The sequence below is a fragment of the Nocardiopsis sp. YSL2 genome, assembly GCF_030555055.1.
Taxonomy (GTDB): Bacteria; Actinomycetota; Actinomycetes; order Streptosporangiales; family Streptosporangiaceae; genus Nocardiopsis.
The window spans coordinates 901746-924004 of sequence record NZ_JAMOAO010000001.1; the positions used below are offsets into that span (position 1 = coordinate 901746).

At 71.3% G+C, this 22259-nt stretch carries 17 protein-coding genes; 5 read left to right on the forward strand and 12 right to left on the reverse strand.

What is annotated here, in order from left to right; translation table 11 throughout:
• Positions 1–128 precede the first annotated feature (128 nt).
• Complete coding sequence (locus M1P99_RS03875; RefSeq protein WP_304451302.1) at positions 129–2963, reverse strand: vitamin B12-dependent ribonucleotide reductase; 2835 nt, start codon at positions 2961–2963, stop codon at positions 129–131.
• A gap of 145 nt (positions 2964–3108) precedes the next feature.
• On the reverse strand, positions 3109–3591 hold the full coding sequence (gene nrdR, locus M1P99_RS03880; protein WP_179827217.1) for a transcriptional regulator NrdR: 483 nt from the start codon (positions 3589–3591) through the stop codon (positions 3109–3111).
• 695 nt (positions 3592–4286) lie between these two features.
• Here nrdR and lexA point away from each other — a divergent pair.
• Both lexA and M1P99_RS03890 read left to right on the forward strand, forming a co-directional pair.
• On the forward strand, positions 4287–4964 hold the full coding sequence (gene lexA / locus M1P99_RS03885) for a transcriptional repressor LexA (RefSeq protein WP_304455565.1): 678 nt from the start codon (positions 4287–4289) through the stop codon (positions 4962–4964).
• A 66-nt stretch (positions 4965–5030) separates the two neighbouring features.
• A complete protein-coding gene (locus tag M1P99_RS03890) occupies positions 5031–6098 on the forward strand; it encodes a S9 family peptidase (RefSeq protein WP_304451303.1) in 1068 nt (355 codons plus the stop codon).
• 15 nt (positions 6099–6113) lie between these two features.
• On the opposite strand, the gene M1P99_RS03895 is transcribed toward M1P99_RS03890, so the two are convergent.
• From M1P99_RS03895 to leuS, 3 genes are all read right to left on the reverse strand, one after another.
• A complete protein-coding gene (locus tag M1P99_RS03895; protein WP_304451304.1) occupies positions 6114–6722 on the reverse strand; it encodes a hypothetical protein in 609 nt (202 codons plus the stop codon).
• A 344-nt stretch (positions 6723–7066) separates the two neighbouring features.
• A complete protein-coding gene (locus M1P99_RS03900; protein ID WP_369696491.1) occupies positions 7067–7642 on the reverse strand; it encodes a hypothetical protein in 576 nt (191 codons plus the stop codon).
• Positions 7643–7748: 106 nt separating this feature from the next.
• The gene (gene leuS, locus M1P99_RS03905; RefSeq protein ID WP_304451305.1) at positions 7749–10244 is read right to left on the reverse strand and encodes a leucine--tRNA ligase; all 2496 of its coding nucleotides are present in this window, start codon (positions 10242–10244) and stop codon (positions 7749–7751) included.
• Positions 10245–10499: 255 nt separating this feature from the next.
• On the opposite strand from leuS, the gene M1P99_RS03910 reads away from it, so the two are divergent.
• Positions 10500–12056, forward strand: a complete 1557-nt coding sequence (locus M1P99_RS03910) for a long-chain fatty acid--CoA ligase (RefSeq protein WP_304451306.1) — start codon at positions 10500–10502, stop codon at positions 12054–12056.
• Between the two features lie 116 nt (positions 12057–12172).
• Here the strand turns inward: M1P99_RS03910 and M1P99_RS03915 are convergent, their stop codons facing one another.
• Positions 12173–13084, reverse strand: coding sequence for a carbohydrate ABC transporter permease (locus M1P99_RS03915; protein WP_304455567.1), 912 nt, complete (start codon positions 13082–13084; stop codon positions 12173–12175).
• A 143-nt stretch (positions 13085–13227) separates the two neighbouring features.
• On the opposite strand from M1P99_RS03915, the gene M1P99_RS03920 reads away from it, so the two are divergent.
• Positions 13228–13515, forward strand: coding sequence for a hypothetical protein (locus M1P99_RS03920; RefSeq protein WP_304451307.1), 288 nt, complete (start codon positions 13228–13230; stop codon positions 13513–13515).
• 2 nt (positions 13516–13517) lie between these two features.
• Here the strand turns inward: M1P99_RS03920 and M1P99_RS03925 are convergent, their stop codons facing one another.
• The 5 genes from M1P99_RS03925 to M1P99_RS03945 all read right to left on the reverse strand — a co-directional run bounded on the left by M1P99_RS03925 (position 13518) and on the right by M1P99_RS03945 (position 19574).
• Positions 13518–14417 carry a carbohydrate ABC transporter permease gene (locus M1P99_RS03925; RefSeq protein WP_304455568.1) on the reverse strand — a complete coding sequence of 300 codons (900 nt, stop codon included), beginning with the start codon at positions 14415–14417 and terminating at the stop codon, positions 13518–13520.
• Positions 14418–14521: 104 nt separating this feature from the next.
• A complete protein-coding gene (locus M1P99_RS03930; RefSeq protein WP_304451308.1) occupies positions 14522–15796 on the reverse strand; it encodes a sugar ABC transporter substrate-binding protein in 1275 nt (424 codons plus the stop codon).
• A 153-nt stretch (positions 15797–15949) separates the two neighbouring features.
• On the reverse strand, positions 15950–16441 hold the full coding sequence (locus M1P99_RS03935; RefSeq protein WP_304451309.1) for a hypothetical protein: 492 nt from the start codon (positions 16439–16441) through the stop codon (positions 15950–15952).
• A gap of 165 nt (positions 16442–16606) precedes the next feature.
• A complete protein-coding gene (locus M1P99_RS03940) occupies positions 16607–17905 on the reverse strand; it encodes a cyclopropane-fatty-acyl-phospholipid synthase family protein (RefSeq protein WP_304451310.1) in 1299 nt (432 codons plus the stop codon).
• Positions 17906–18119: 214 nt separating this feature from the next.
• Positions 18120–19574, reverse strand: a complete 1455-nt coding sequence (locus tag M1P99_RS03945) for an FAD-binding oxidoreductase (RefSeq protein ID WP_304451311.1) — start codon at positions 19572–19574, stop codon at positions 18120–18122.
• A 326-nt stretch (positions 19575–19900) separates the two neighbouring features.
• Here M1P99_RS03945 and M1P99_RS03950 point away from each other — a divergent pair, with 326 nt between their 5' ends.
• Entirely contained in the window at positions 19901–20665 is a 765-nt protein-coding gene (locus M1P99_RS03950; protein ID WP_304451312.1) for a glutamate racemase, read from the forward strand.
• Here the strand turns inward: M1P99_RS03950 and M1P99_RS03955 are convergent.
• Positions 20617–22134, reverse strand: a complete 1518-nt coding sequence (locus M1P99_RS03955) for a hypothetical protein (protein WP_304451313.1) — start codon at positions 22132–22134, stop codon at positions 20617–20619. The genes M1P99_RS03950 and M1P99_RS03955 overlap by 49 nt on opposite strands.
• Positions 22135–22259 lie beyond the last annotated feature (125 nt).

A 22259-nucleotide genomic window follows, 5' to 3' on the forward strand; every position in this document is an offset into this window, starting at 1 on the left:
GCCCTCGGCCCCGGACCGGTGGAACCGGTCGGTGCGCGACGTACGTCATCGCGAACGGCTGTGGCGGCCCGGTCGGGAACCGGGCCGCCACGTCTCGGGTCACCGCTCCCTCACGGGAGCCCGGGCGATCAGCTGCAGCCGCTGGTGGCGCCGCAGCCCTCGCAGGCGTAGCAGCTGCCCGAGGGCCGCATCTTGGTCCCGCACGTGACGCACAGCGGGGCGTCGGCGACGAAGCCCTGCGTGCTCTCCACGAGCTCGGCGGTGGAGTGCGCCTCGGTCGCCTTGGCCTGCGCGTCGCTCTCCCGCGCGGCCGGTGCCGCGGCCTCCGCCACGTGGGTGGCGGCCGACTGGGCGTAGGACTCCACCTGGGCGGCGACCTGGGCGGGGTCCTCGCCCGCGACCTGGGCCTGGCGCTCGGCGGCCGACAGCACGCCCAGCGCCGCGCGCTCCTCGTAGGGCAGGTGGTCCAGGGCCAGACGGCGGAAGATGTAGTCCACGACGGACTGCGCCATGCGGATGTCCGGGTCGTCGGTCATACCGGCCGGGTCGAAGCGCATGTTGGTGAACTTGTCCACGTAGGTCTCCAGCGGGACCCCGTACTGCAGGGCGATGGAGATCGCGATGGAGAACGCGTCCATGACGCCGGCCAGGGTCGAGCCCTGCTTGCCCAGCTTCATGAACACCTCGCCCAGACCGTCGTCCGGGTAGGATCCGGCGGTGATGTAGCCCTCGGCCCCGCCCACGGAGAACGAGGTGGTCTCGCTCGGGCGCTTCTTGGGCAGGCGGCGGCGGACCGGCCGGGCGACCTCGACGGTCGCGGGCTCCTCGGCCTCCTTCGTGCCGCTCTCGGACTTGCTGATGGACAGCGGCTGGCCGACCTTGCAGTTGTCGCGGTAGACGGCGAGCGCCTTCAGGCCCAGCTTCCAGCCCTCGAAGTAGATGTGCTGGAAGTCCTCGACCGTGGCGTCCTCGGGCACGTTCACGGTCTTGGAGATCGCGCCGGACAGGAACGGCTGCACGGCCGCCATCATCCGCACGTGGCCCATGGGCTGGATGTAGCGGCGGCCCATCGCGCAGTCGAACACCTCGTAGTGCTCGGGACGCAGGCTCGGGGCGTCGACGACGTGGCCGTGCTCGGACACGAACTCCACGATCGCCTCGGACTGCTCGTCCTGGTAGCCCAGGTTGGTCAGCGCGCGCGGGATGGCCTGGTTGACGATCTGCATGGAGCCGCCGCCGACCAGCTTCTTGAACTTGACCAGCGAGAAGTCCGGCTCGATGCCGGTGGTGTCGCAGTCCATCATGAAGCCGATGGTGCCGGTGGGGGCGAGCAGGCTGGCCTGGGCGTTGCGCCAGCCGTTGCGCTCACCGACCTTCAGGCACTCCGCCCACTCGCGAGTGGCGGCCGCGTGGATCGGCTCCTCCAGGGTGCCGACCGTACGCAGGTCGTCGTTGGCCGCGGCGTGCTTGCGCATGACGCGCTTGTGCGCCTGCTCGTTGCGCTTGTAGCCGTCGTAGGGCCCCACCACGCCCGCGACCTCGGCGCTGCGCCGGTAGGCGGCACCGGTCATCAGCGAGGTGATCGCGGCGGCGACGGCGCGGCCGCCGTCGGAGTCGTAGGCGTGGCCGGTCGCCATGAGCAGGGCGCCCAGGTTCGCGTAGCCGATGCCCAGCTGGCGGTAGGCGCGGGTGGTGTCACCGATCTTCTCGGTCGGGAAGTCGGCGAAGGTGATGGAGACGTCCATCGCGGTGATGACCAGCTCGGTGAGCCGGGTGAAGCGCTCGACGTCGAAGGTGTCGTCCTCGCGCAGGAACTTCAGCAGGTTGATCGAGGCGAGGTTGCACGACGAGTCGTCCAGGCTCAGGTACTCCGAGCAGGGGTTGCTCGCGCTGATCCGGCCGGTCTCGGGGTTGGTGTGCCAGTCCTGGATGGTGCCGTCGTACTGGATGCCCGGGTCGGCGCACTCCCAGGCCGCCTTGGCCATGCGCTGGAACAGGTCCTTCGCGTCGACGGTGGCCACGACCTCGCCCGTGGTCCGGGAGGTCAGCCCGAACTCGGAGCCGCTCTCGACGGCGCGCATGAAGGCGTCGGAGACCCGGACCGAGTTGTTGGCGTTCTGGTACTGGACGCTGAACATGTCCGTGCCGCCCAGGTCCACGTCGAACCCGGCGTCGCGCAGCGCGCGGATCTTGTGCTCCTCGCGCGACTTGGTCTCGACGAACTCCTGGATGTCGGGGTGGTCGACGTCCAGGACGACCATCTTGGCCGCGCGGCGGGTGGCTCCACCGGACTTGATGGTTCCGGCGGAGGCGTCGGCGCCGCGCATGAAGGAGACCGGGCCGGAGGCGGTGCCGCCGGAGGAGAGCAGTTCCTTGCTGGAGCGGATGCGCGAGAGGTTCACGCCCGCGCCGGAACCGCCCTTGAAGATGATCCCCTCTTCCTTGTACCAGTCGAGGATCGACTCCATGGTGTCGTCGACGGAGAGAATGAAACAGGCGCTGACCTGCTGGGACGAGGACGTGCCGACGTTGAACCAGACCGGCGAGTTGAAGCTGAAGAGCTGGTTGGCGAGCGCGTACTTGAGCTCGTGGTCGAAGATCTCCGCGTCCTCGTCGGTGGCGAAGTAGCCCTGCTCGACGGCTGTGCGCGTGTACATGCCCACGACCCGGTCGATGAGCTGCTTGAGGCTCCACTCCCGTTCGGGGGTGCCCACCGCGCCGCGGAAGTACTTGCTGGTGACGATCTGGGTGGCGTTCATCGACCAGGTGGTGGGGAACTCCACGCCGCGCTGCTCGAAGTTGACCGTGCCGTCGCGCCAGTTGGTCATGACGACGTCGCGGCGCTCCCAGGTCAGGGAGTCGTAGGGGTGCACGCCGGGAGCGGTGAAGATGCGCTTCATCTTCAGGCCCTTGCGGCTCCCCTTGCCCTTGCGTCCCGTTGGTCCACTGGTGGTTTCCGTCATTGCGGCAGTTCCCCTGAAAGCTTCGTGAGCACGGTCGGTGCGGCCGTGCGCTGCGTTGTGGGTGACGAGTGGCCCGTGGATGGCCGGGGCCACCCGCGCGGCTGTGGTGCGTGGCCGTCGCGCGGACGGCGGAGCGTGCGGAGGGTCAGGGGGCGGCGGCCGTGTCGGACCGGGAGTCCGCCTCGCGGTCGGCGCGCAGGCTGGCGATCTCCGCCTCGAAGTCGGCGAGGCTCTCGAACCCGCGGTACACGCTGGCGAAGTGCAGGTAGGCGACCTCGTCCAGGTCCCGCATCGGTCCGAGGATGGCCAGGCCGATCTCGTGGGCCGGGACCTCGGCGACACCCCGTCCGCGGATCTCCTCCTCGACCTTCTGGCCGAGTTTGGCGAGGGCGTCCTCGGAGACGGGCCGACCCTGGCACGCCCTGCGTACCCCGGCGATGATCTTGGTGCGGCTGAAGGGCTCGGTGACCCCGGAGCGCTTGGCGACCATCAGAAGGACGGTCTCCTGGGTGGTGAAGCGGCGTTCGCACACCGGGCAGGAGCGGCGGCGGCGGATGGCCGCGCCGTCGTCGGTGGACCTGCTGTCGATCACCCTGGTGTCCGGATGGCGGCAGAACGGACAGTGCACCTGCTTCACCTGCTTCCCTCGCCGACAACCCGCACCTCTACTAAACCACAACTTCTGGACAACCGCCCCAAGAGCCGCACCAGATGTTGTGGTCGAACCTAAACCCCAGAGGACACACCCGCAACCCTGCCGGGCGCGTGTCCCGCGCACACGGCGGAGGCCGCCGCACGGGGCGCGGCGGAGGTCACACGGATGGCGGGGGCGGGGGTTGCGGACCGCCCCTGACGGGCGTTCGACACCTCCGCAAGGATAGCGGCGACGGCGGCCGCGACCCACGTGACACGGCGGCGCCGCGAAGCCGGAACGCCCGCGGACCAAGGGTTCGCGCCCGCTCACGCGGGTGTGGAGACGAGTCCCACACCCCGGACCGGACCGACCGGGAGAACCGGGTCGGCCCATTCCGCGGACGCGGTGCCGCGAACGCGTGTAGACACGTAAGTGGAGGACGGAATTGGGCCGCGAATAGCTCGCCGGAAGGAATGGTCCACAGACTCGAACGCTTGTTTGATATCACCGTACGCAACGACTAAAGTTGACCTTGATTTCACACCGGTTTCGCCATCACGTGGACCCCAGGTCGGCGCGATCGCCCCGCCGGTGGTGGACACACGCAAGCAGGCCCAGACCGAACCGAATGCCGAGGAGGCCCGGCCGTGCCGGAGGACAATCCCGGAACCGTAGATTCCACCACCGTTCTGGCACCCGTAGGGGAAACGAGCGGGCCCGCGTCCGAGACCCCCAAACTCACCGCACGCCAACAGAGCGTCCTGAACTGCATCCAGCGGTACGTGCGCGAACGGGGTTTCCCGCCCTCCATCAGGGAAATCGGCGACGCGGTCGGTCTGTCCAGCCCGTCCAGCGTGGCGCACCAGCTCAAGGTGCTCCAGCGCAAGGGCTACCTGTACCGCGACCAGAACCGCCCGCGGGCCGTCGAGCTGCGCAGTCCCGGGTCGGCCACCGGCCGGACCGTGACGCCGGAGGACCTGGACCCGTCCCGCGCCGCCGCGGTGCCCCTGGTCGGCCGGATCGCCGCCGGTGGCCCCATCCTGGCCGAGGAATCGGTCGAGGACGTGCTCGCCCTCCCCCGGCAGCTCGTGGGCGAGGGACAGCTCTTCATGCTCACCGTGGTGGGCGACTCCATGGTGGACGCCGCCATCACCGACGGCGATCTCGTCGTCGTGCGCCAGCAGCCCGACGCCAACAACGGCGACATCGTGGCGGCCCTGCTGGACGACGAGGCGACCGTCAAGGTCCTGCGACGCGAGGCCGACGGCCACGCGTGGCTGATGCCCCGCAACGACGCCTACGAGCCGATCTCCGGTGACAACGCCACCATCCTCGGCAAGGTCGTCTCCGTGATGCGCCGGGTCTGACCGGCACCCGGCCCGGCTCGCCCGGGCCGGGGCCGCCGGGCCGGTGTCGGCCGCTACCCTGAGCACGTGCCGACACCTTCCTCCTCCCCCGTGCGCGGGGCCCGTCTCGCCCTGGCCGCCGGCTGCGCGGCCCTCACCCTGGCCGTGGCCTCGGCGTGCACCGCCGGGGACGACTCCTCCGTGGAACCCCCGGGCAGCGACGGAGCCGAACGCGAGCTGACCTTCGAGGGCGGCGGTCGCGAGGTCTCGGCGACCCTGACACTGCCGTTGCGCACGTCCGGCCCCGTTCCCGGAGCGCTGATCATCTCCGGCAGCGGCCCCACCGACCGGGACGGCAACAGCCCGCTGCGCCCGGAGGCCGAGACCAACTGGAACCTGGCGCGGGTCCTGGCCGAGGCGGGCGTGGCCTCGGTGCGCTACGACAAACTCGGCAGCGGTGACTCCGCCGAGGAGGTCGATCCCGAGGCACCGGTCGACCCACAGGTCTTCGACGACGAGGTCGCGGCGGCCTACGCCGAGCTCGTCGCCCAGCCGGAGGTCGACCCCGAGCGCACGGTCGTCGTCGGACACAGCGAGGGCGCGCTGTACGCCCTGCGCGCCCACGACATCGTCGACGCCGAGCCCGCGCGGATCCTGGCGGCCCCTCCCGGCACCCGCTACCTCGACCTCATCGACCGCCAGATCACGGAACAGGCGCGCCAGGCCGAGGCCGCGGGACGGCTCCCGGAGGCCCAGGCCCGTGAGCTGCTCTCCGACGCCCGCTACGGCCGGGCCGAGGTGCGCGCGGGCCGCGAACTGAACGACGACATCGACTCCTTCGGGGTGTACACCCCGCAGAACCAGGACTTCCTCGCCTGGATCGACTCCTTCGACCCCGTGGACCTGGCCGCGGACCTGCCCGCCGACACACCCGTACTGGTGCTGTGGGGTGAGCAGGACGCCCAGGTCTCCGAAGAGGACGTCGACCGGCTGATGACGGGGCTGCCCGACGCCCGGCGCGTCGACCTGCCCGGCGCGGACCACATCCTGCGCGAGTTCCGGGACGAGCCGGGCGCCGCGGTGCTCGACTCCGACCGGCCGTTCTCCGCCGAGGTCGCGCCGGCCGTGGAGGAGTTCCTCGACACCGCCTGGTGACGGGGCCGCGGTACGTCAGTCGGGCAGGTCGGCGACGACGTCCTCGGCCAACCGCACGGCACCCGCCACCGCCTGTTCCTCATCGATCGACCGGGTGGCGCCGTAGTCGGCCGCGGCACTGTGGCACGTTTCCAGGTACAGGTTGGACACGCGCACACCCGCGCAGCCCGTGGCGAAGGTGCCGGGGTGGGCCCACGTGAACGCCTCGTCGCCGAGCCCTTCCAGGTGCTCGCGCTCGGAACCGGCCGACGAGCGCAGGTTGTCGGCGGCCGTGTCCACCCCGCCAGGGTCGGGTGCGACGACCGCGACCAGTGTGGCAGTGGCCGGGACAGCGCTGCCCTCCCCGCCGGGGGTGGCCCAGCGGCACTGCCACCCGCTGCCGAAGGTCTCCTGATCACCGCCGATCGGCTCCTGGACCTCCAGCGCGTGCGCGGGGACCAGGTCGTCGAGCGCGTCGGTCTCCCCGATCGAGCACTCGGGCGCGGCGTCGAAGTCGCCCTGCTCCAGGACGTCCCTGCTGGCCACGAACCAGATGGCGCCCGCCACGAGCAGGAGCACCACGAGCACGGCCGCGATCACGCCGACGACGGCGCAGCCCCGGCTCTGCGGCTGGGCCGACGGCACGGTCCCTGGAGGGTGACCCGAGCCGGCCCCCGGACCCGCGTACTCGCCGGGGCCCCAGCCTGCTCCGGGGCCCGGCCGCCACCCGGCGTCCGAGTCATGGCCGCGGACCGGGTACGCGCCGGAGGGCGGACCCGTCCCGGGGTCCGGGTGGTCACCGGAACCCCGGCCGACGCCGGGTTCCGGCCGCCACCCGGCGTCCGAGTCGTGGCCACGGGCCGGGTGTCCGTCGGGGGCCGTGTGCCGACCGGGAGGCGTGCCCGGGCCGGGGCCCGGGGCGTCGGCGGGGGATGCGGGCTCGGGGTGCGGGTTCGGATCCGGGCCGGGGCCGTCGGAACCGGGCACGGTCACAGGACCTCCCCGAGCCGGTCTGCGGCGTCGACGGCACGGTCGCGGGCCGCCTCGAACTCCTGGCCGACGCCGGCGTAGGAGACCCGTACCACCAGGTTGTCGGTGTAGAAGGCCAGTTCGGCGGTGCCCGGCGCCTGGCCGCGCCACACGCTCGCGGGCAGATCGTCGGCCAGCGGGACGTCCTCGCCTCGGACGGGGACCATGGCCTCGTAACCGGCCCTCGCGGCCTCGTCCCCGGCCACCGGGGTCTCGCCGGAGGCGTCGGTGAAGCGCGCGGACAGGTCCACGCGCAGCGTCTCGGGGCGTTCCCCGTCCGATCCGGCCGAGGTCCACGTGCACGCCGTGTTCTCGCCGCCGCTCAGGGGCCCGCTCTCGGCGGACTCCAGGACGGCGTCGGGCAGGAGTTCGGCGACCTGCTCGTCGGAGAGCACACCGCACCCGGGTGCCGCGGTGTGGACGTCACCGGAGTCGGGCAGGTCCGGGTCGTCCCCGGCCAGCCAGAGCCCGCCGCCGATCGCCGCGGCCGCCAGGACCGCCGCTCCCCCGACGGCGACGGCCGTCCGCACCAGCACCCCGCGGGTCCTTCCGGACACCCGGTCACCGCCTCACTGTCGGTCGTGGCCTGCACCCGTGCGCGCCGGTGGCGGCCGCCGTGCGCGGCCACCACCGTGGAGCGGGTCAGCCGACGACGATGTTCACCAGCTTCGGCGCACGCACGATCACCTTGCGGACCTGCTTGTCACCGATGAAGTTGCGTGCCTTCTCCGACGCCAGGGCCAGCCGCTCCAGCTCGGCCGGGTCGATGTCGGGCGCCACCGTCAGCTTGTCGCGCACCTTGCTCTGGACCTGGACGACACAGGTGACCTCGTCCTGGACCAGCAGAGCCGGGTCGGTCTCGGGCCAGTTGCCGACGGCCACCGTGCCGGCGTGGCCGAGCTTCTCCCAGCCCTCCTCGGCGACGTAGGGCGCGAACAGCGACAGGGCGACGGCGACGAACTCTGCGGCCTCGCGCACCGCGGGGTCGGCAGCGCCGGGCCCGGAGTCGATCGCCCGGCGGGTGGCCGAGACCAGTTCCATGGTGCGGGCGATCGCGACGTTGAACCGGCGCGACTCGACCAGGGTCGTGATCTGGTCGATCGTGCGGTGCGTGGCGCGCCGCAGTTCGACGTGTCCCGTGGCCGGGTCCGTGCCCGGACTGCTGGCGGCACCGGCCTCGGACATCACCCGGTAGGCGCGGTTGAGGAACTTCTGCGCGGCCGTGACCGAGACGTCGGCCCAGTCGACGTCCTCCTCCGGAGGGCTGGCGAACAGCATGGTCAGCCGGACCGCGTCGACACCGTAGGCGTCGATCTCCTTGCCGAGGTCGACACCGTTGCCCAGCGACTTCGACATCGCCCGGCCCTCGTTGATGACCTGGCCCTGGTTGGTCAGCCGACGGAAGGGCTCGGTGAAGGAGACCATCCCCATGTCGTGCAGGACCTTGGTGAAGAAGCGCGCGTACATCAGGTGGAGCGTCGCGTGCTCCTTGCCGCCGATGTAGTGGTCGACCGGACCCCACTTGTTGACGGCCTCGGTGTCGAACGGCGCGCTGTCGTCGTGCGGCGAGCAGTAGCGCAGGAAGTACCAGGACGAGTCGACGAAGGTGTCCATGGTGTCGGTGTCGCGGTGGGCCGGACCGCCGCAGGAGGGGCAGTCGACCTCCACCCAGTCCTTGGCCGCGGCCAGCGGCGAGACGCCCTTGGGCGCCAGCTCGGCGCCCTTGAGCTCGGGCAGCGCCACGGGCAGCTGCTCGTCGGGGACGGCCACCTCCCCGCACGACGGGCAGTGGATGATCGGGATCGGCGTGCCCCAGTAGCGCTGGCGGGACAGCAGCCAGTCGCGCAGGCGGTAGTTGATCGTCCCGGCGCCCGTGCCGCGCTCGGCCATGACCTCGATGATCCGCTCGATGGCCGCGGCCTTGTCCAGGCCGTCCAGCGGGCCGGAGTCGCGGAGCGTGCCCTCGCCGGCGGTCGCCACGCCGGTCTCGGCGGGGTCGGGCTCACCGGTCTCCACGACGACCTTGACCGGCAGGTCGAAGGCCAGGGCGAAGTCCAGGTCGCGCTGGTCGTGGGCGGGCACGGCCATGATGGCGCCGTGTCCGTAGTCGGCCAGCACGTAGTCGGCCGCCCAGACCGGCATGCGCTCGCCGTTGACCGGGTTGATCGCGTACCTGCCCAGGAAGACGCCGGTCTTGGGGCGCTCGGTGGCCTGGCGCTCGATGTCGGACAGCTTGGCGACGTCGCGCCGGTAGGCGTCGAAGGCCTCGCGCTGCTCGGGCGCGCACAGTTCGTCGGCCAGGTCGGCGTCGGCGGCCACGACGAAGAACGTGGCGCCGTACAGGGTGTCCGGGCGCGTGGTGAACACGGTGACCGGCTCGTCGCGGCCCTCGATCCGGAAGTGGACGTCGGCACCGGTGGAGCGGCCGATCCAGTTGCGCTGCATGGCCAGGATCTCGTCCGGCCAGCGGCCGTTGTCCAGCTGGTCCATGTCGTCCAGCAGGCGCTGGGCGTAGTCGGTGATCTTGAAGTACCACTGGTTCAGGCTGCGGCGCACGACGTCGGAGCCGCAGCGCTCGCACTTGCCCTGGACGACCTGCTCGTTGGCCAGCACGGTCTGGTCCTTGGGGCACCAGTTGACCGTGCCGTCCTTGCGGTAGGCCAGTCCGCGCTCGAAGAAGCGCAGGAACAGCCACTGGTTCCACTTGTAGTACTCGGGGTCGCTCGTGTGCAGGCGGCGCGACCAGTCGACGCCGATGCCGTAGCGCCGGAACGAGGCCGCCTGGGTCTCGATATTGGCGTAGGTCCACTCGGCCGGGTGGGAGTCGTTCTTGATGGCCGCGTTCTCCGCGGGCAGGCCGAAGGAGTCCCAGCCGACGGGGTGCAGCACGTTGTCGCCGCGCTGGAAGCGGTAGCGCCCGATCACGTCGCCGATCGCGTAGGCCTCCGCGTGGCCCATGTGCAGGTCGCCCGAGGGGTAGGCGAACATGTCGACGATGTAGGAGCGGGGCCTGGTGTCGCCGGGGTCCTCGTTGGCCTGGAACGGGAGCTCAGCGGCCCAGCGCGCCTGCCACTTGTCCTGGAGGGCGCGGGCGTCGTAGGTGTCGCCCGTCGTCTGGTCGCCGTCTACCGCTGTCATCGCTGCAAGTTCCTGTCCGGTGTGGGTGTACTGGACCCAGGTTAGCGGTTGGCCGGTCACCACGGGCACGGCTTGCCCCGGGCCACACGGGTCCGGCGACGGACACGGGGAGTGACCGAAAGATCGGTGGTTTTACCGACCCCCGAGCACTCCACACCGACCACTCGGTTTGTTACCCTGCCGTAAATAGTGACGCAGCACACGCGACCCAGGCCACAGCTGGGTCCGTTGCCCACGTGCCTAGCGGGAGGCCCCATGCTCAACCTGTCCGTACTGCTCGAGGACGGCGCCCGGTCCGTCCCCGACAAGGACTGCCTGGTCTTCGGCGATCTGCGGCTGAACTACGCGATCACCAACATGATCGCCAACCAGGTCGCCAACCTGCTGGTGGCCCGGGGTGTACGGCCCGGCGACCGCGTCGCGCTGGCCAGCCCGAACCTGCCCTACTTCCCGTTCGTCTACTTCGGCGCCCTGAAGGCCGGCGCGGTCGTCGTCCCGCTCAACGTGCTCCTCACTCCCCGTGAGATCGCCTACCACCTGGAGGACTCCGGCGCCAAGGCGATCTTCGCGTTCACCGGCAGCCCCGAGCTGCCGCTGGGCGAGCGCGCGTTCGAGGCCTTCGGCCAGGTGGAGACCTGCGAGACCTACATCGACCTGCCCGCCTCGCCCGGCGCCACCGAGTCGACCATCGAGGGCGCCGAGACCCTGTGGAAGGCCCTGGAGGGCCAGCCCGGCGAGTTCGAGTCCGTGCAGTCGGACGCCGAAGACACCGCCGTGATCATCTACACCAGCGGTACGACCGGCCGGCCCAAGGGCGCCGAACTGTCCCACAACAACCTGCTGATGAACGCCGTCATCTCGGCCAAGGTGGTCAACGCCCACCCCGACGGGCGCGACGTCGGCCTGGCGGTCCTGCCGCTGTTCCACATCTTCGGCCAGACCGTCATGCTCAACGCGATCCTGTACCGCCAGGGGACCGTCGTCCTGATGCCGCGCTTCGAAGCCGACGAGGCCCTGCGGCTGATGGAGAAGGAGGGCGTGACCGGTTTCGCCGGCGTGCCCACCATGTACTGGGGCCTGCTCAATGCGATCCAGTCCGCCGAGTCCGGCACCTACGACATCGACAAGATCACCGCCAACCTGGTCGACGCCGCCTCCGGCGGAGCGTCCCTGCCCGGCCAGCTCGCCGAGGACTTCACCAAGACCTTCGGTGTGGGGATCAAGGAGGGCTACGGCCTGTCCGAGACCTCCCCGGTGGTCTCCTTCAACAACCCCAAGGTGCTGGCCAAGACCGGCTCCATCGGTCTGCCGGTGTGGGGCGTGGAGATGAAGCTCATCGACCCCGACTGGAACGAGGTGCAGGACCAGGGCGAGATCGCGGTGCGCGGGCACTGCGTGATGAAGGGCTACCACAACCGTCCCGAGGCCAACGCCGAGGTCCTGCGCGACGGCTGGTTCCGCACGGGCGACATCGCCCGCCGGGACGAGGACGGCATGTACTTCATCGTCGACCGGTCCAAGGACATGATCATCCGCGGCGGCTACAACGTGTACCCGCGGGAGATCGAGGAGGTCCTGATGACCCACCCGGCCGTCAGCCTGGCCGCGGTCGTGGGCGTGCCCCACGACACGCACGGCGAGGAGGTCAAGGCGTTCGTGATCAAGGACGCCGGGGCCGACGCCACCGAGGCGGACATCATCGACTTCGCCAAGGAGCGCCTGGCCGCCTACAAGTACCCGCGTTCCGTGGAGTTCCGCACCGAGCTGCCGATGACCGCCACGGGCAAGATCCTCAAGCGCGAACTGCGCTGATCCGGACCGCGCGCGACCCTCGGGCGCGCGGTCACGGGCCGGCCCGCCCCTCCCCCCGACCGGGCCGGCCCGCCCCCTCCTCCCCGGAGCGGGGCGGCGGGAGCGCGCGCACCCCGTCAGCCCTTGACGGCGCCCTGGACCAGGCCCGAGACGAGCCAGCGCTGGACGAGGACGAAGAAGACCATGACCGGCAGGGTGATGAGCGTGGAGGCGGCCATCACGTGGCCCCAGTCGTTGGCGTACTGGCCGAAGAACTGGCGCAGTCCGACCGCCACCGTGTAGTTCTCGCTGCGCGTCATGAAGGTCAGCGCCAGCACGAACTCGTTCCAGGCGATGATGAACGCGAAGATGGCCGTGGCCACCAGTCCCGGGGCCACCAGGGGGAAGAGGACCGACCAGAACATGCGCGGCCACGAGGCGCCGTCGATGTAGGCGGCCTCCTCCACCTCCACGGGCACCGCCGCCACGAAACCGCGCATCATCCACACCGCCAGCGGCAGGGACAGGGCGACGTAGACCACGCCCAGCCCCAGCAGGGTGTTGAGCATTCCCAGATCACGGACCTGCAGGAAGAGCGGAATGACCAGCGCTTCCAACGGCACCATCTGCACGACGAGCACCATGACCAGGACCGCCGTGCGCATCCGGAAGCGGAACCGCGTCACCGCCACGGCGGCCAGCAGCGCCAGCACGCACGCGCCCGCCACCGTCACCGCCGCGACGCCGAGCGAGTTGAGCATGTAGCGACCGAAGTCGCCCTCGGTCATGACGTGGACGAAGTTGCCGAAGGTCAGGTCGGTGGGCACTAGCGTCCCGGTACTCGCCGTCGACCTGTCGGAGAACGCGCTGACCAGCATGAAGTAGACCGGGAAGAGCGTGAACAGCAGCAGGGCCGCGACGCCGGCGGCCTTGGCCGCCGCGGCGGCCGACCGGCTCCACCCCCGCCCGCGACGCCGCCCGCGCCCGGCGTCGCGCAACCGCGCGGGACGGGAGCCTCCCCGGTCGGCGGCGGCCGCCGCGGTCGTCATGTCCACCGGCACTCCTCACTCTGCGACCGGGTTGCCCGCCGCGCGGCGGAGGTGGCTAGACTCCCGTCCAGTCCGGGTGCGTACCGCGCCCGGCACCGGAGAGGGAACGATGGCCGTGTCGGCCTGGGAGACGGAGTGACGCCGTGAGCGATGCGGTCGGCCCCTCCCCCACCGAGGTGATCATCAGCTGGATCCCCTACGACGCGCGCTTCCGTGACAGCGCGGTGCGCCACGCCCTGGACGACCACAGCGGTCAGCGGTTGTTCGTGTACGTGGACAACCTCGTGAACCGGGACAACGACGACGGCCGGGCCCTCGGCGACTTCGACCTGCGCACCATGGACGCGGTCCGCGCGGACCTCAACCGGCGTTCGCTCGGCTCGGTCGACTGGCGCCGGATACGGGCCAAGCTCATCGAGGGGCTGCACTGAGCTCATCGCAGCTCGTCCTCCCGGAACAGGACGCGCAGGTAGACCACCGTGACGCCCAGCAGCAGCAGTGAGAGCAGGACGGCGATGGCCGAGCCCAGCCCGTAGTCGTTGTGGCTGAAGGAGCGCACGTAGGCCCACACGCCCAGGTTGAGCATCTGAGAGCCGCCCACGTCCCCGCCGGGCATGAGGTAGATCTGCGCGAACACCTTGAAGTCCCAGATCGTGGACAGGACGGTGACCACCGCGAACACCGGGCGCAGGACGGGGAAGGTGACGTGCCAGAAGCGCTTCCACGCCCCGGCACCGTCGATCAGCGCCGCCTCGTGCAGCTCCCGGGGCACGGTCAGCAGCCCGGCCAGGACCGTCACCGCCACGAACGGGAACCCGCCGTGCACCACGTTGAGGGTGGCGATCCCGTAGAAGAACAGGCGGTCGGCGAACCAGTTGTAGCCCGCGGGGTCGATCGCCCCCGCGGCCATCAGCGCCCTGGCCACGACACCGTTCTCGACGTCGAAGATCCACATCCACACGTAGGTGCCGCTCACCGCGGGCATCGCCCAGGCCACCATGATGCAGGAGACCACGGCCACACGCGCCACCGGGCTCAGCGTCGACAGCAGCAGGGCCACCAGTGTGCCCAGGACGATGGTCGCCGCCACCGCCACCAGGGCGAAGGCCACGGTGTTGAACATGGCGACCCGCCACAGGTACGGGTCGGTCAGCAGGGTGAGGTAGTTGGCGGCACCGACGAACGCCGACTCGCCGGAGACGAGCTCACGCAGCCCGTACTCGCGGAAGGACAGCCAGACGATGCGGGCGAGGGGGAACAGCAGAAGCAGCCCGATGACCACCAGCGCCGGTGTCAGCAGCGTCCAGGGCAGCAGGGCGCGCCGCCGGCGCATGGTCAGCAGCGCGCCGCGGCCTCCCGCGGTCGGCGGCCGGGGTGCCGGGCCGCGGGTGCCCGGTTCGCGGTCCCGCGTTCCCAGCCGGAGCGGCGTACCCACTCTCAACCCCCGTTGAGGATGCGCTCGATCTCCGCGGCGGCGGCCTCCGTGGCCTCGTCCACGGTGGCGTTGCCGTTGAGGATGTCCTGCTGCATGGCGACGATGACCTTCTCCGACTCCACCCGGCTCCACTCCGGGGCCGCGGGCAGGCCCCGGCCGGCCTCTCTGAGCTGGACCGCGAAGGGCTGCAGGACGGGGTCGGCCGACGCGGAGAAGGCGTCCACGCCCTCGACCGTGCCCGGGAAGAACCCGGTCTCCTCGGCCCAGCGGGCGGAGAACTCCTCTCCGGTGAGGTGCTCGACGTAGCGCTGGGCCGCTTCCTCGTTGCCCGTGCCCTCGAACACCGACAGCAGCGAACCGCCGGCGAAGGAGGGCATGTACCCGCCGTCCTGGCCGGGGAGGGTGAAGGAGTCGATCCGGCCCTCCAGGTCCGGGTTGGCCTCCACGATGGCCTGGGGGTTCGCGCTGCCCAGGATGGCCATGGCGGCCTCCTCGTCGGCCACGGCCTCCATGACGTCGATCTCGTTCCAGTTCACGGCACCGGTGGAGGAGACGCCGTCCTCCAAAGCCAGGTCGGTGAAGAACTCGACTCCCGCTCGGCCCTCGTCGGTGTCGATCGTGGAGTCCCAGGCCCCGTCGGCCCCCTGCACGGCGATCTCGCCGCCCCCGCCCCAGATCCACGGCATGACGGAGTACTGGGCGTCCCCGGGGACCGGGAAGGCGGTCATGTCCTCCTCGGCCTCGGACAGCGCCAGGGCGGTCTCGCGCAGGTCCGCCCAGTTCTCGGGCACCTGCAGGCCGTGCTCCTCGAACAGGTCGGACCGGTAGACGACGGACCTGATGGAGGCGTACCAGGGGACGCCGTAGACGCCCTCCTCCAGTTCGCCCATCTCCATCAGGCCCGGGATGTACCGGGAGGTGTCGTCGACGTACCCGGACAGGTCGTGCAGGGCCCCGGCGTCGGCGAACCCGGGGGTGAAGGTGTTGCCGAGTTCGGCGACGTCGGGCATGGTGCCGCCGGCGATCGAGGTGGAGATCTTGTCGTGGGCGTCCTGCCAGGGCACGAACTCGACCTCGACCTCGGTACCGGTCTCCTCCGTGAACGCGGCGTTGGCCGCGTCGAAGAAGGCCGTCTCGTCGGGGTTGGTGCCCTGCATGATCCACACCTGGAGGGTGTCGGTGTCGGAGCCGCCGGATCCGCAGGAGGTCAGGGCGAGCGTCAGGGCCACCGCGGCTGCGGGGAGGGGAACGTGCGTGTGTGTGCGGCTGCGGGCCATCGGCGCGCCTCCCGTTCCTTTCGAGGGTCCCCAGGGGATTGGTAGGAAACTTACGCAAGGAACCGGCTCTTGTGAAGTAAACCACTGCACGTTGTGTCTCACCCGTTAGAGCGCGGGCGAGCCGCGATGCCCCTGACGCCGCCTACCGCCAGATCAGTCCCCTTCGCCCGGGCCCATGACCTGGCGCAGGATGGAGACGAGCTCGGCCCGCTTGTACACCGCCAGGCCGATGGCCGCGCTGAACGCGGCGAGCATGTGCACGTAGACCATGGGGTCGCCCCGGGTGAAGCGCTCGGCGGTCTCCTCCTCGCCCACCGAGTGCGCCTCCCACGCGGTGGCGACGGCGAACTCGAGTTCGGGCGGGAGCATCTCGGCGACGGTGCGGGCCACGGCCTCACGGGAGTCGGCGGGCTTCCAGACCACACCCGTCTTCTGTACGCGGCGGCTGAGGAAGGCCGCGACGACCTTGAGCTCGGAGGTGAGCGCCTCGGCGTCGGCCTGCGCGCGGGGCAGGACCCGGTCGAGCTCGTCGCGGTTGTGGTCGGCGTAGGCGCCGACCAGTGCGATCGCGGTCTCCTTGACGTGGTCGGGCAGGTCGGGCGCCGGTGTCTGGTCGCCCTGGGGTGCGTTGTCGTCAGAGGACACGAACGAGTCCCTTCACGTGGCTGTGCGGAGCGGTGCGATTCCATCATGCCGCCAAGCCGGGGGTCGTGGGGGCACGACGAGCCGACCCCCCGCCCGTCGCCCGCGGGCGCTCCGGGTCGAGCGGGCACCCCCGACGGCCCCCGGATCGGCACCCCTCCGGCAGTGTCAGAACTCCGGCCGCAGGGGCATGTGGGCCTCGGTCCCGTCGAGCTTCACACCGAGGATCTGGTGCAGCTGCACGACGTCCTTCTCGAAGCCCAGGACGCAGCCGGCCATGTAGAGCCGCCACACGCGGGCCGTGCCCTCACCGACCAGTGCCACGGCCTCGTCCCAGTTCCGGTCCAGGTTCGCGCTCCAGTGGCGCAGGGTCAGGGCGTAGTGCTCACGCAGGTTCTCCTGGTGGCGGATCTCGAACCCGGCGTCGTTCATCGCGAGCTGGATCCGCGCGGGCCCCTCGAGCTCACCGTCGGGGAAGACGTACCGGTTGATGAAGCCCTTGGTGTCCATCGGCTTGAGGTCGTTGCGCGGGCGCGTGATGCAGTGGTTGAGCAACCGTCCGCCGGGGACGAGCTTGGTGTGCAGCGAGTCGAAGTAGGAGCCGAGGTTGCGGGCACCGACGTGCTCGGTCAGGCCGATGGAGCTGATGCGGTCGTAGCTGGCGTCGGCCACGTCCCGGTAGTCCATGTGTCGGACCTCCGCCAGCTCCGACAGCCCCTCCTGGGCGATCCGCTTGCCCGCCCACTCCGCCTGCTCCTTGGACAGGGTGACGCCGAGGGCCCGCACGCCGTGCTCGCGGGCGGCGTGCATGACCATGCCGCCCCAGCCGCACCCCACGTCCAGCAGGCGCATGCCCTTGCGCAGGCCGAGCTTGCGTGAGACCAGCTCGTACTTGCGGTACTGGGCGCTCTCCAGGGCGCCGCCCGTCCCGGCCGCCGACTCGCCCACGCGCTCCAGGGCGGCGTCGGCCTCGTCGAAGACGGCACAGGTGTAGGTCATCGACGGGCCCAGGACCAGCTCGTAGAAGTCGTTGCCCACGTCGTAGTGGTGGTGGATGGCCTCGGCGTCGCGACGCTTGGAGTGGCGCCACCCCAGGCCCGCGAGCCTGCCCCTGGTCACCTCCTGCGGCGGAGGGGCCACCCGGTTGACGAACTTGACCCAGCCCACCGATCGCACGATCCCGGCGATGTCGCGGGCGGAGAGGTTGACGCCCTCCGCGAAGGCGAAGTCCGACATCCTGCGAAGGGCGGTGTACATGTCCCCCTCGAGATCGAGGTGGCCGGACACGTACGCGCGCGTCAGACCGACGGCGTTGGGCGACTGGGCCAGGTAGTTCACCGCCACCGGCGTCCGCACGTGCAGGGCGGTGTCACTGTTCGGGTCCCCCGCGCTGCTGCCGTCGTAGGCGGTGAACCGGATGGGGGCGTCCGGGCCGACGACCCTCTCGAAGATCTCCGCAAGCCGCATGCTCTCGTCCTTCCTCTCGTGGACGCGGCCCATCCCGTCGGGTCGCCTCCCGCTGCTGGTCTACTGCGGTGTTCTCGGCCGCCCGGCCCGGGATGTCCCGACTGCGGACCCGGACCTGCGGTCGTGTCCCAGGGCGTGTGTGGCGGATACGTGCCCTGCTGCGCGCCCCGGAGGCACTTCGCTGTGTTGTCGTCGGTGGGCGGGGGAACCAGCCCTAGCGGTTGCCCACGCACTTGGCGTACAGGTCCAGGAGCCGTCCTCCGGGGTCGTAGGCCCGTTTGAGGCCGGAGTAGGCCGTCCCGTTGTAGAGGCTCCAGAACTCGTCCTCGGTGTAGAAGGCGTCCGAGTACAGGGACTTGTGGCCGCCCAGACGGGCGACCTCCTCCTCCACCCGGCGGTTGTGGTGGGCCCGGCGCTGGCCGGGAAGCATGTCGACCAGCCCCCAGAAACCGAAGTTCACGTACAGGCGGTCGTTCTCCAGGGGATAGAGCGGCCAGACGTGCTCACCGCCCGCGCCGTGGCCGGGCCGGCGCGGCTCGCTGAGCTTGAGCGGGCACATCCAGACCGGTGTCATGCCGATCTCGGAGTGGAAGAAGTCCAGGAACTCCGCACCGCGCTCGACGCCGACCTCGATGTCCTGGATGAGGGGCTCCTGGGGCCGCTTCCCGCGGTAGTGGGTGAGGAGCCGGAAGAAGTCGGTGCGCCGGTCCCAGGCGACGAGCCTGCGGTAGACGTCCGAGCGCTTGAGGGCGCGGGGCCACAGCGGCCGCACGAGGGGGTGCTGGGTGCCGAAGGCGCGCGAGCACCAGAACCAGTCGGTGTCCCACCGCCACAGGTAGTCGTGGGTGGTGAGGTAGTCGCCCGGACCGTTGCCGGAGTAGCGCGGGATCGACTTGTAGTAGACGTCGTTGCCCGTGTAGTCGCTCACCCAGGGCGCCTGGTCGGTGAACCGGGCGAGGGTGAGGTAGAGCTCGTCGCGGCCGAAGGCCACCCCGTCCACGAAGTCGACCGGCTGTCCGTCGTGCTCGGCGTCGGCGCAGATCCGCGCGAGGGCGTCCATGCACTCGGCGGAGTCGGAGAAGCGCAGGTGGCGCAGGTTCACGTAGGCGGCGACCGGTTCCAGCTCGATGCGCAGCCGCAGGCTGTAGCCGAGGGTGCCGTAGGAGTTGGGGAACCCGTAGAAGAGGTCGCTGTGCTCGTTGTCGCGCGTGGCGGTCACGACGTCGCCCGAGCCCGTGAGGATCTCCATCTCCTGGACCGCCTCGTGGGGCAGGCCGTTGCGGAAGGAGGAGGACTCGATGCCGAGCCCGGTGACCGCTCCGCCCAGGGTGATGGTGCGCAGCTGCGGCACGACGGTGGGCATCAGCCCGTGCGGGAGCGTGGCGGCGACGAGGTCCTCGTAGGTGGTCATGCCGCCGACGTCGGCGAGTCGCTCCACGGGGTCGATGGAGATGACCCCGGAGAAGGCGGACACGTCGAGAGAGGGGGCCGAGGAGGGTTCCCGGAAGCGGAAGAGGTTGGACGTGGGTTTGGCGAGCCGGACGGGCGCGCCCTCGGGGAGGGCCCGGAAGTCGCGGCGCAGGCGTTGGACCGCCGCGATGTGCTCGGCGAAGCCGGCCCTCGCTCCGGCGGGGGCGCCCCTGCTCGTTCCCTGTTGGTGAGGTGTCATCCCAGCTCTTCCAGTGTCGGCACGAGTGACGCACGAGGTGGATCAGCCGGACCCGGGCCCGGATCCGGCGCTGCCGGTCCGGCACTGCGTGCCGGAACGGGCCGATCCCCTCAGTTCTACCTATCGGTAACGGCCTTGTGCCACCCCATTTGTGACGTGTCTTGACCAAAGACAGGAGAGCCTGGGACAGAGGCGACGCCGGGGCCTGGTGTTTCTCCCGGGGCGACAGAGAACCGGTGGCGAGTGTGCCGTGGACCACGACGCGCGTGGTGACGGGACGACGGCCTCAGCGGGGCCGGTGAGCGGTCCGACTAGGATCAGGGTTCGTGCGCATCGTTCTCGTTGATTCCGGAATCGGCATGCTCTCCACCGCCGCGGCCCTGCGCGCCGCGCGGCCCGACGCCGACCTGGTCCTGTCCATGGACCCCGACCACATGCCCTGGGGGCTGCGGACGCCGGACGAGGTGGTCAGCCGGCTCCTGGCCGGGGCGCGTGCCGCGGAGGGCTCGGCGGCGGACGCGGTGGTGGTGCCGTGCAACACCGCGTCGGTCCACGCGCTGGACGCTCTGCGCGCCGAGTTCGAGCCGCGGGTGCCCGTGATCGGCACGGTGCCCGCGATCAAGCCCGCGGCCGCGGCGGGAGGACCGATCGCCGTGTGGTCCACCGTCGCCACCACCCGCAGCCGGTACCAGCGCCGTCTCGTCGAGACGTTCGCCGCAGGGGTGGAGGTCACCGCTGTGGCCTGCGTCGGGCTGGCCGAAGCCGTGGAGTCGGCCGATCCGCGCACGATCGCGGAGGCCGTGGACGAGGCCGCCGCCCTGACGCCGGACGTGCGCGGCGTGGTGCTCGGCTGCACGCACTACGACCTGGTCGGCGCGCGGATCGTCGAGGCGCTGGGCGACGTGACCCTGTACAGCGCCGCCGAGGCGGTCGCGGCGCAGACGCTGCGCCGGATCGGCGACGTTCCTCCCGGCGACGCGGCGGGCACCGTGCGGGTCCTGGCCAGTGGCCGTCCCACGCCGATGCCCGCCGCCGCCCTGGCCTATCCGGCCGGTCGCGCGCTGGCCCCCGCGCCGACCTCCGCGCTGTAGGGCTCACCGGTCAGTGCGCCCGCGGCGAGCGTGCGCACGAGGGTGCGCACACCCGCGGTGTCGTTGTCGTGCAGCAGGGTCTCCAACAGGGACAGCGCCGCGCGCTGGTCGCCGGGCTGCTCCCGCACGTGCCGCCACTGGGGTGCGGTGGCCGCGTCGGAGAGCATGAGCGTGCGGCCGACCTGGCCGAGCGCGGACAGCAGCGGGGTGTCGTGGGGCATCGCGGCCAGGGCCGCGTTGACCTGTTCGGCCTGCTGCTCGGGGTTGATCTCCTCGACGGGCTGCTCGCGGAGGAACTCCAGGATCCGGTCGGCGCGGGCCAGCGGTTGGACCGGGGGCATACCGCCGACCAGGGCGCGCGCCTCCGCGAGGTCGCCGAAGATCTCGTCGGTCCGGGTCAGCTCCCCGATGAGCCGTTCGGCCCGCTGCGCGGAGCAGGAGGCCACCCAGTGCGCGCCGCGGCCGGTGGCGAGCCGGGTGGCGGCCAGGGCGAGTTCGGCGCCGCGGCGGGGCGCCCCGACCCGTTCGAAGTAGCGCGACCAGGTGGTGACGCGCACGCCCAGCCGCCAGTCGTTGCGAACCGACCCCAGGGACACCAGGTTCTCCACGGCCTCCGTCCACGCGGGGCGCAGGCGCGGGAACGCCTCGGCCTCCTCGACGGTGGGCAGGACCGTGATGGCCTCACGAGGGTCGCACGCGCCGATGCGGGCCAGCCAGGACAGCAGGCGGGCCCGCTCGAAGCGGATGGTGCGGCGCAGGGCCGTGCGGCGCGGGTCGGCCGGTTCGCCGAGCGAGAGCTCGGCCTCCATGCGGTCGAGCGCCTCCAGGGCGTCGGTGTGCTTGTCCTGGTAGCGCAGCGCACGCACCAGGGTGAGCACTCCCTCGGCGCCGAACAGGGCCGGGCCCGTGGCGGTGTGCTCGTAGCGGCGCAGCTCGGCCTCGGCCCGGTCGGGCGCGTCCTCGTCGACGAGCAGGTTCACCCGCGCGAGAGTGAGCGCGGGCCAGGCCGGTGTGCGCTCCCAGCCGGCCAGCCGTCGGTTCGAGAGCAGCTCACGGCGCAGGTCGGTCGTCCCCCGGGCGTCGACGTTGGCGTGGCAGGCGACCAGGGTGTGCAGGGCCGAGACCGGCAACGGCCCGTGTGCCAGCGGTTCGGGCTCCTCGGCGGCCGCCGCCGCGGCCTGGTCGAGCGCCCGGCTCCCCTCGGCGAGGGCCCCGGTGCGCACGGCCAGCGGCCAGTGCGCGAGGTAGTGCAGTGTCGCCGGACCGAGGACCCCCGGGACCCCGGACTGCCCGGCCTCGGCGGTCAGGCGCCGCGCCCTGCGCAGCGCCGACCGGGCCACCGCCTCCACCCGTACCGTCTCCCCGGCCTCGGCGAGGACGGGCAGGCTCGTCACCGCCTCGGCCAGTTCCTCCTGGCCCGCGGCCCGCAAACGGCGTCCGGTCTCTCCCGCCCATGTCCACATCGGCATGTTCACTCCCCCTGTACAACCGTGTGGCAACAGAACGTAGCAGCGCGGTGACCGGGCTGTCCGGAGAACGCGGGAACCCGGTGCGCTGAGGGGTTTGCGGGGTCGGTCCGGAGTGGACGCGGACC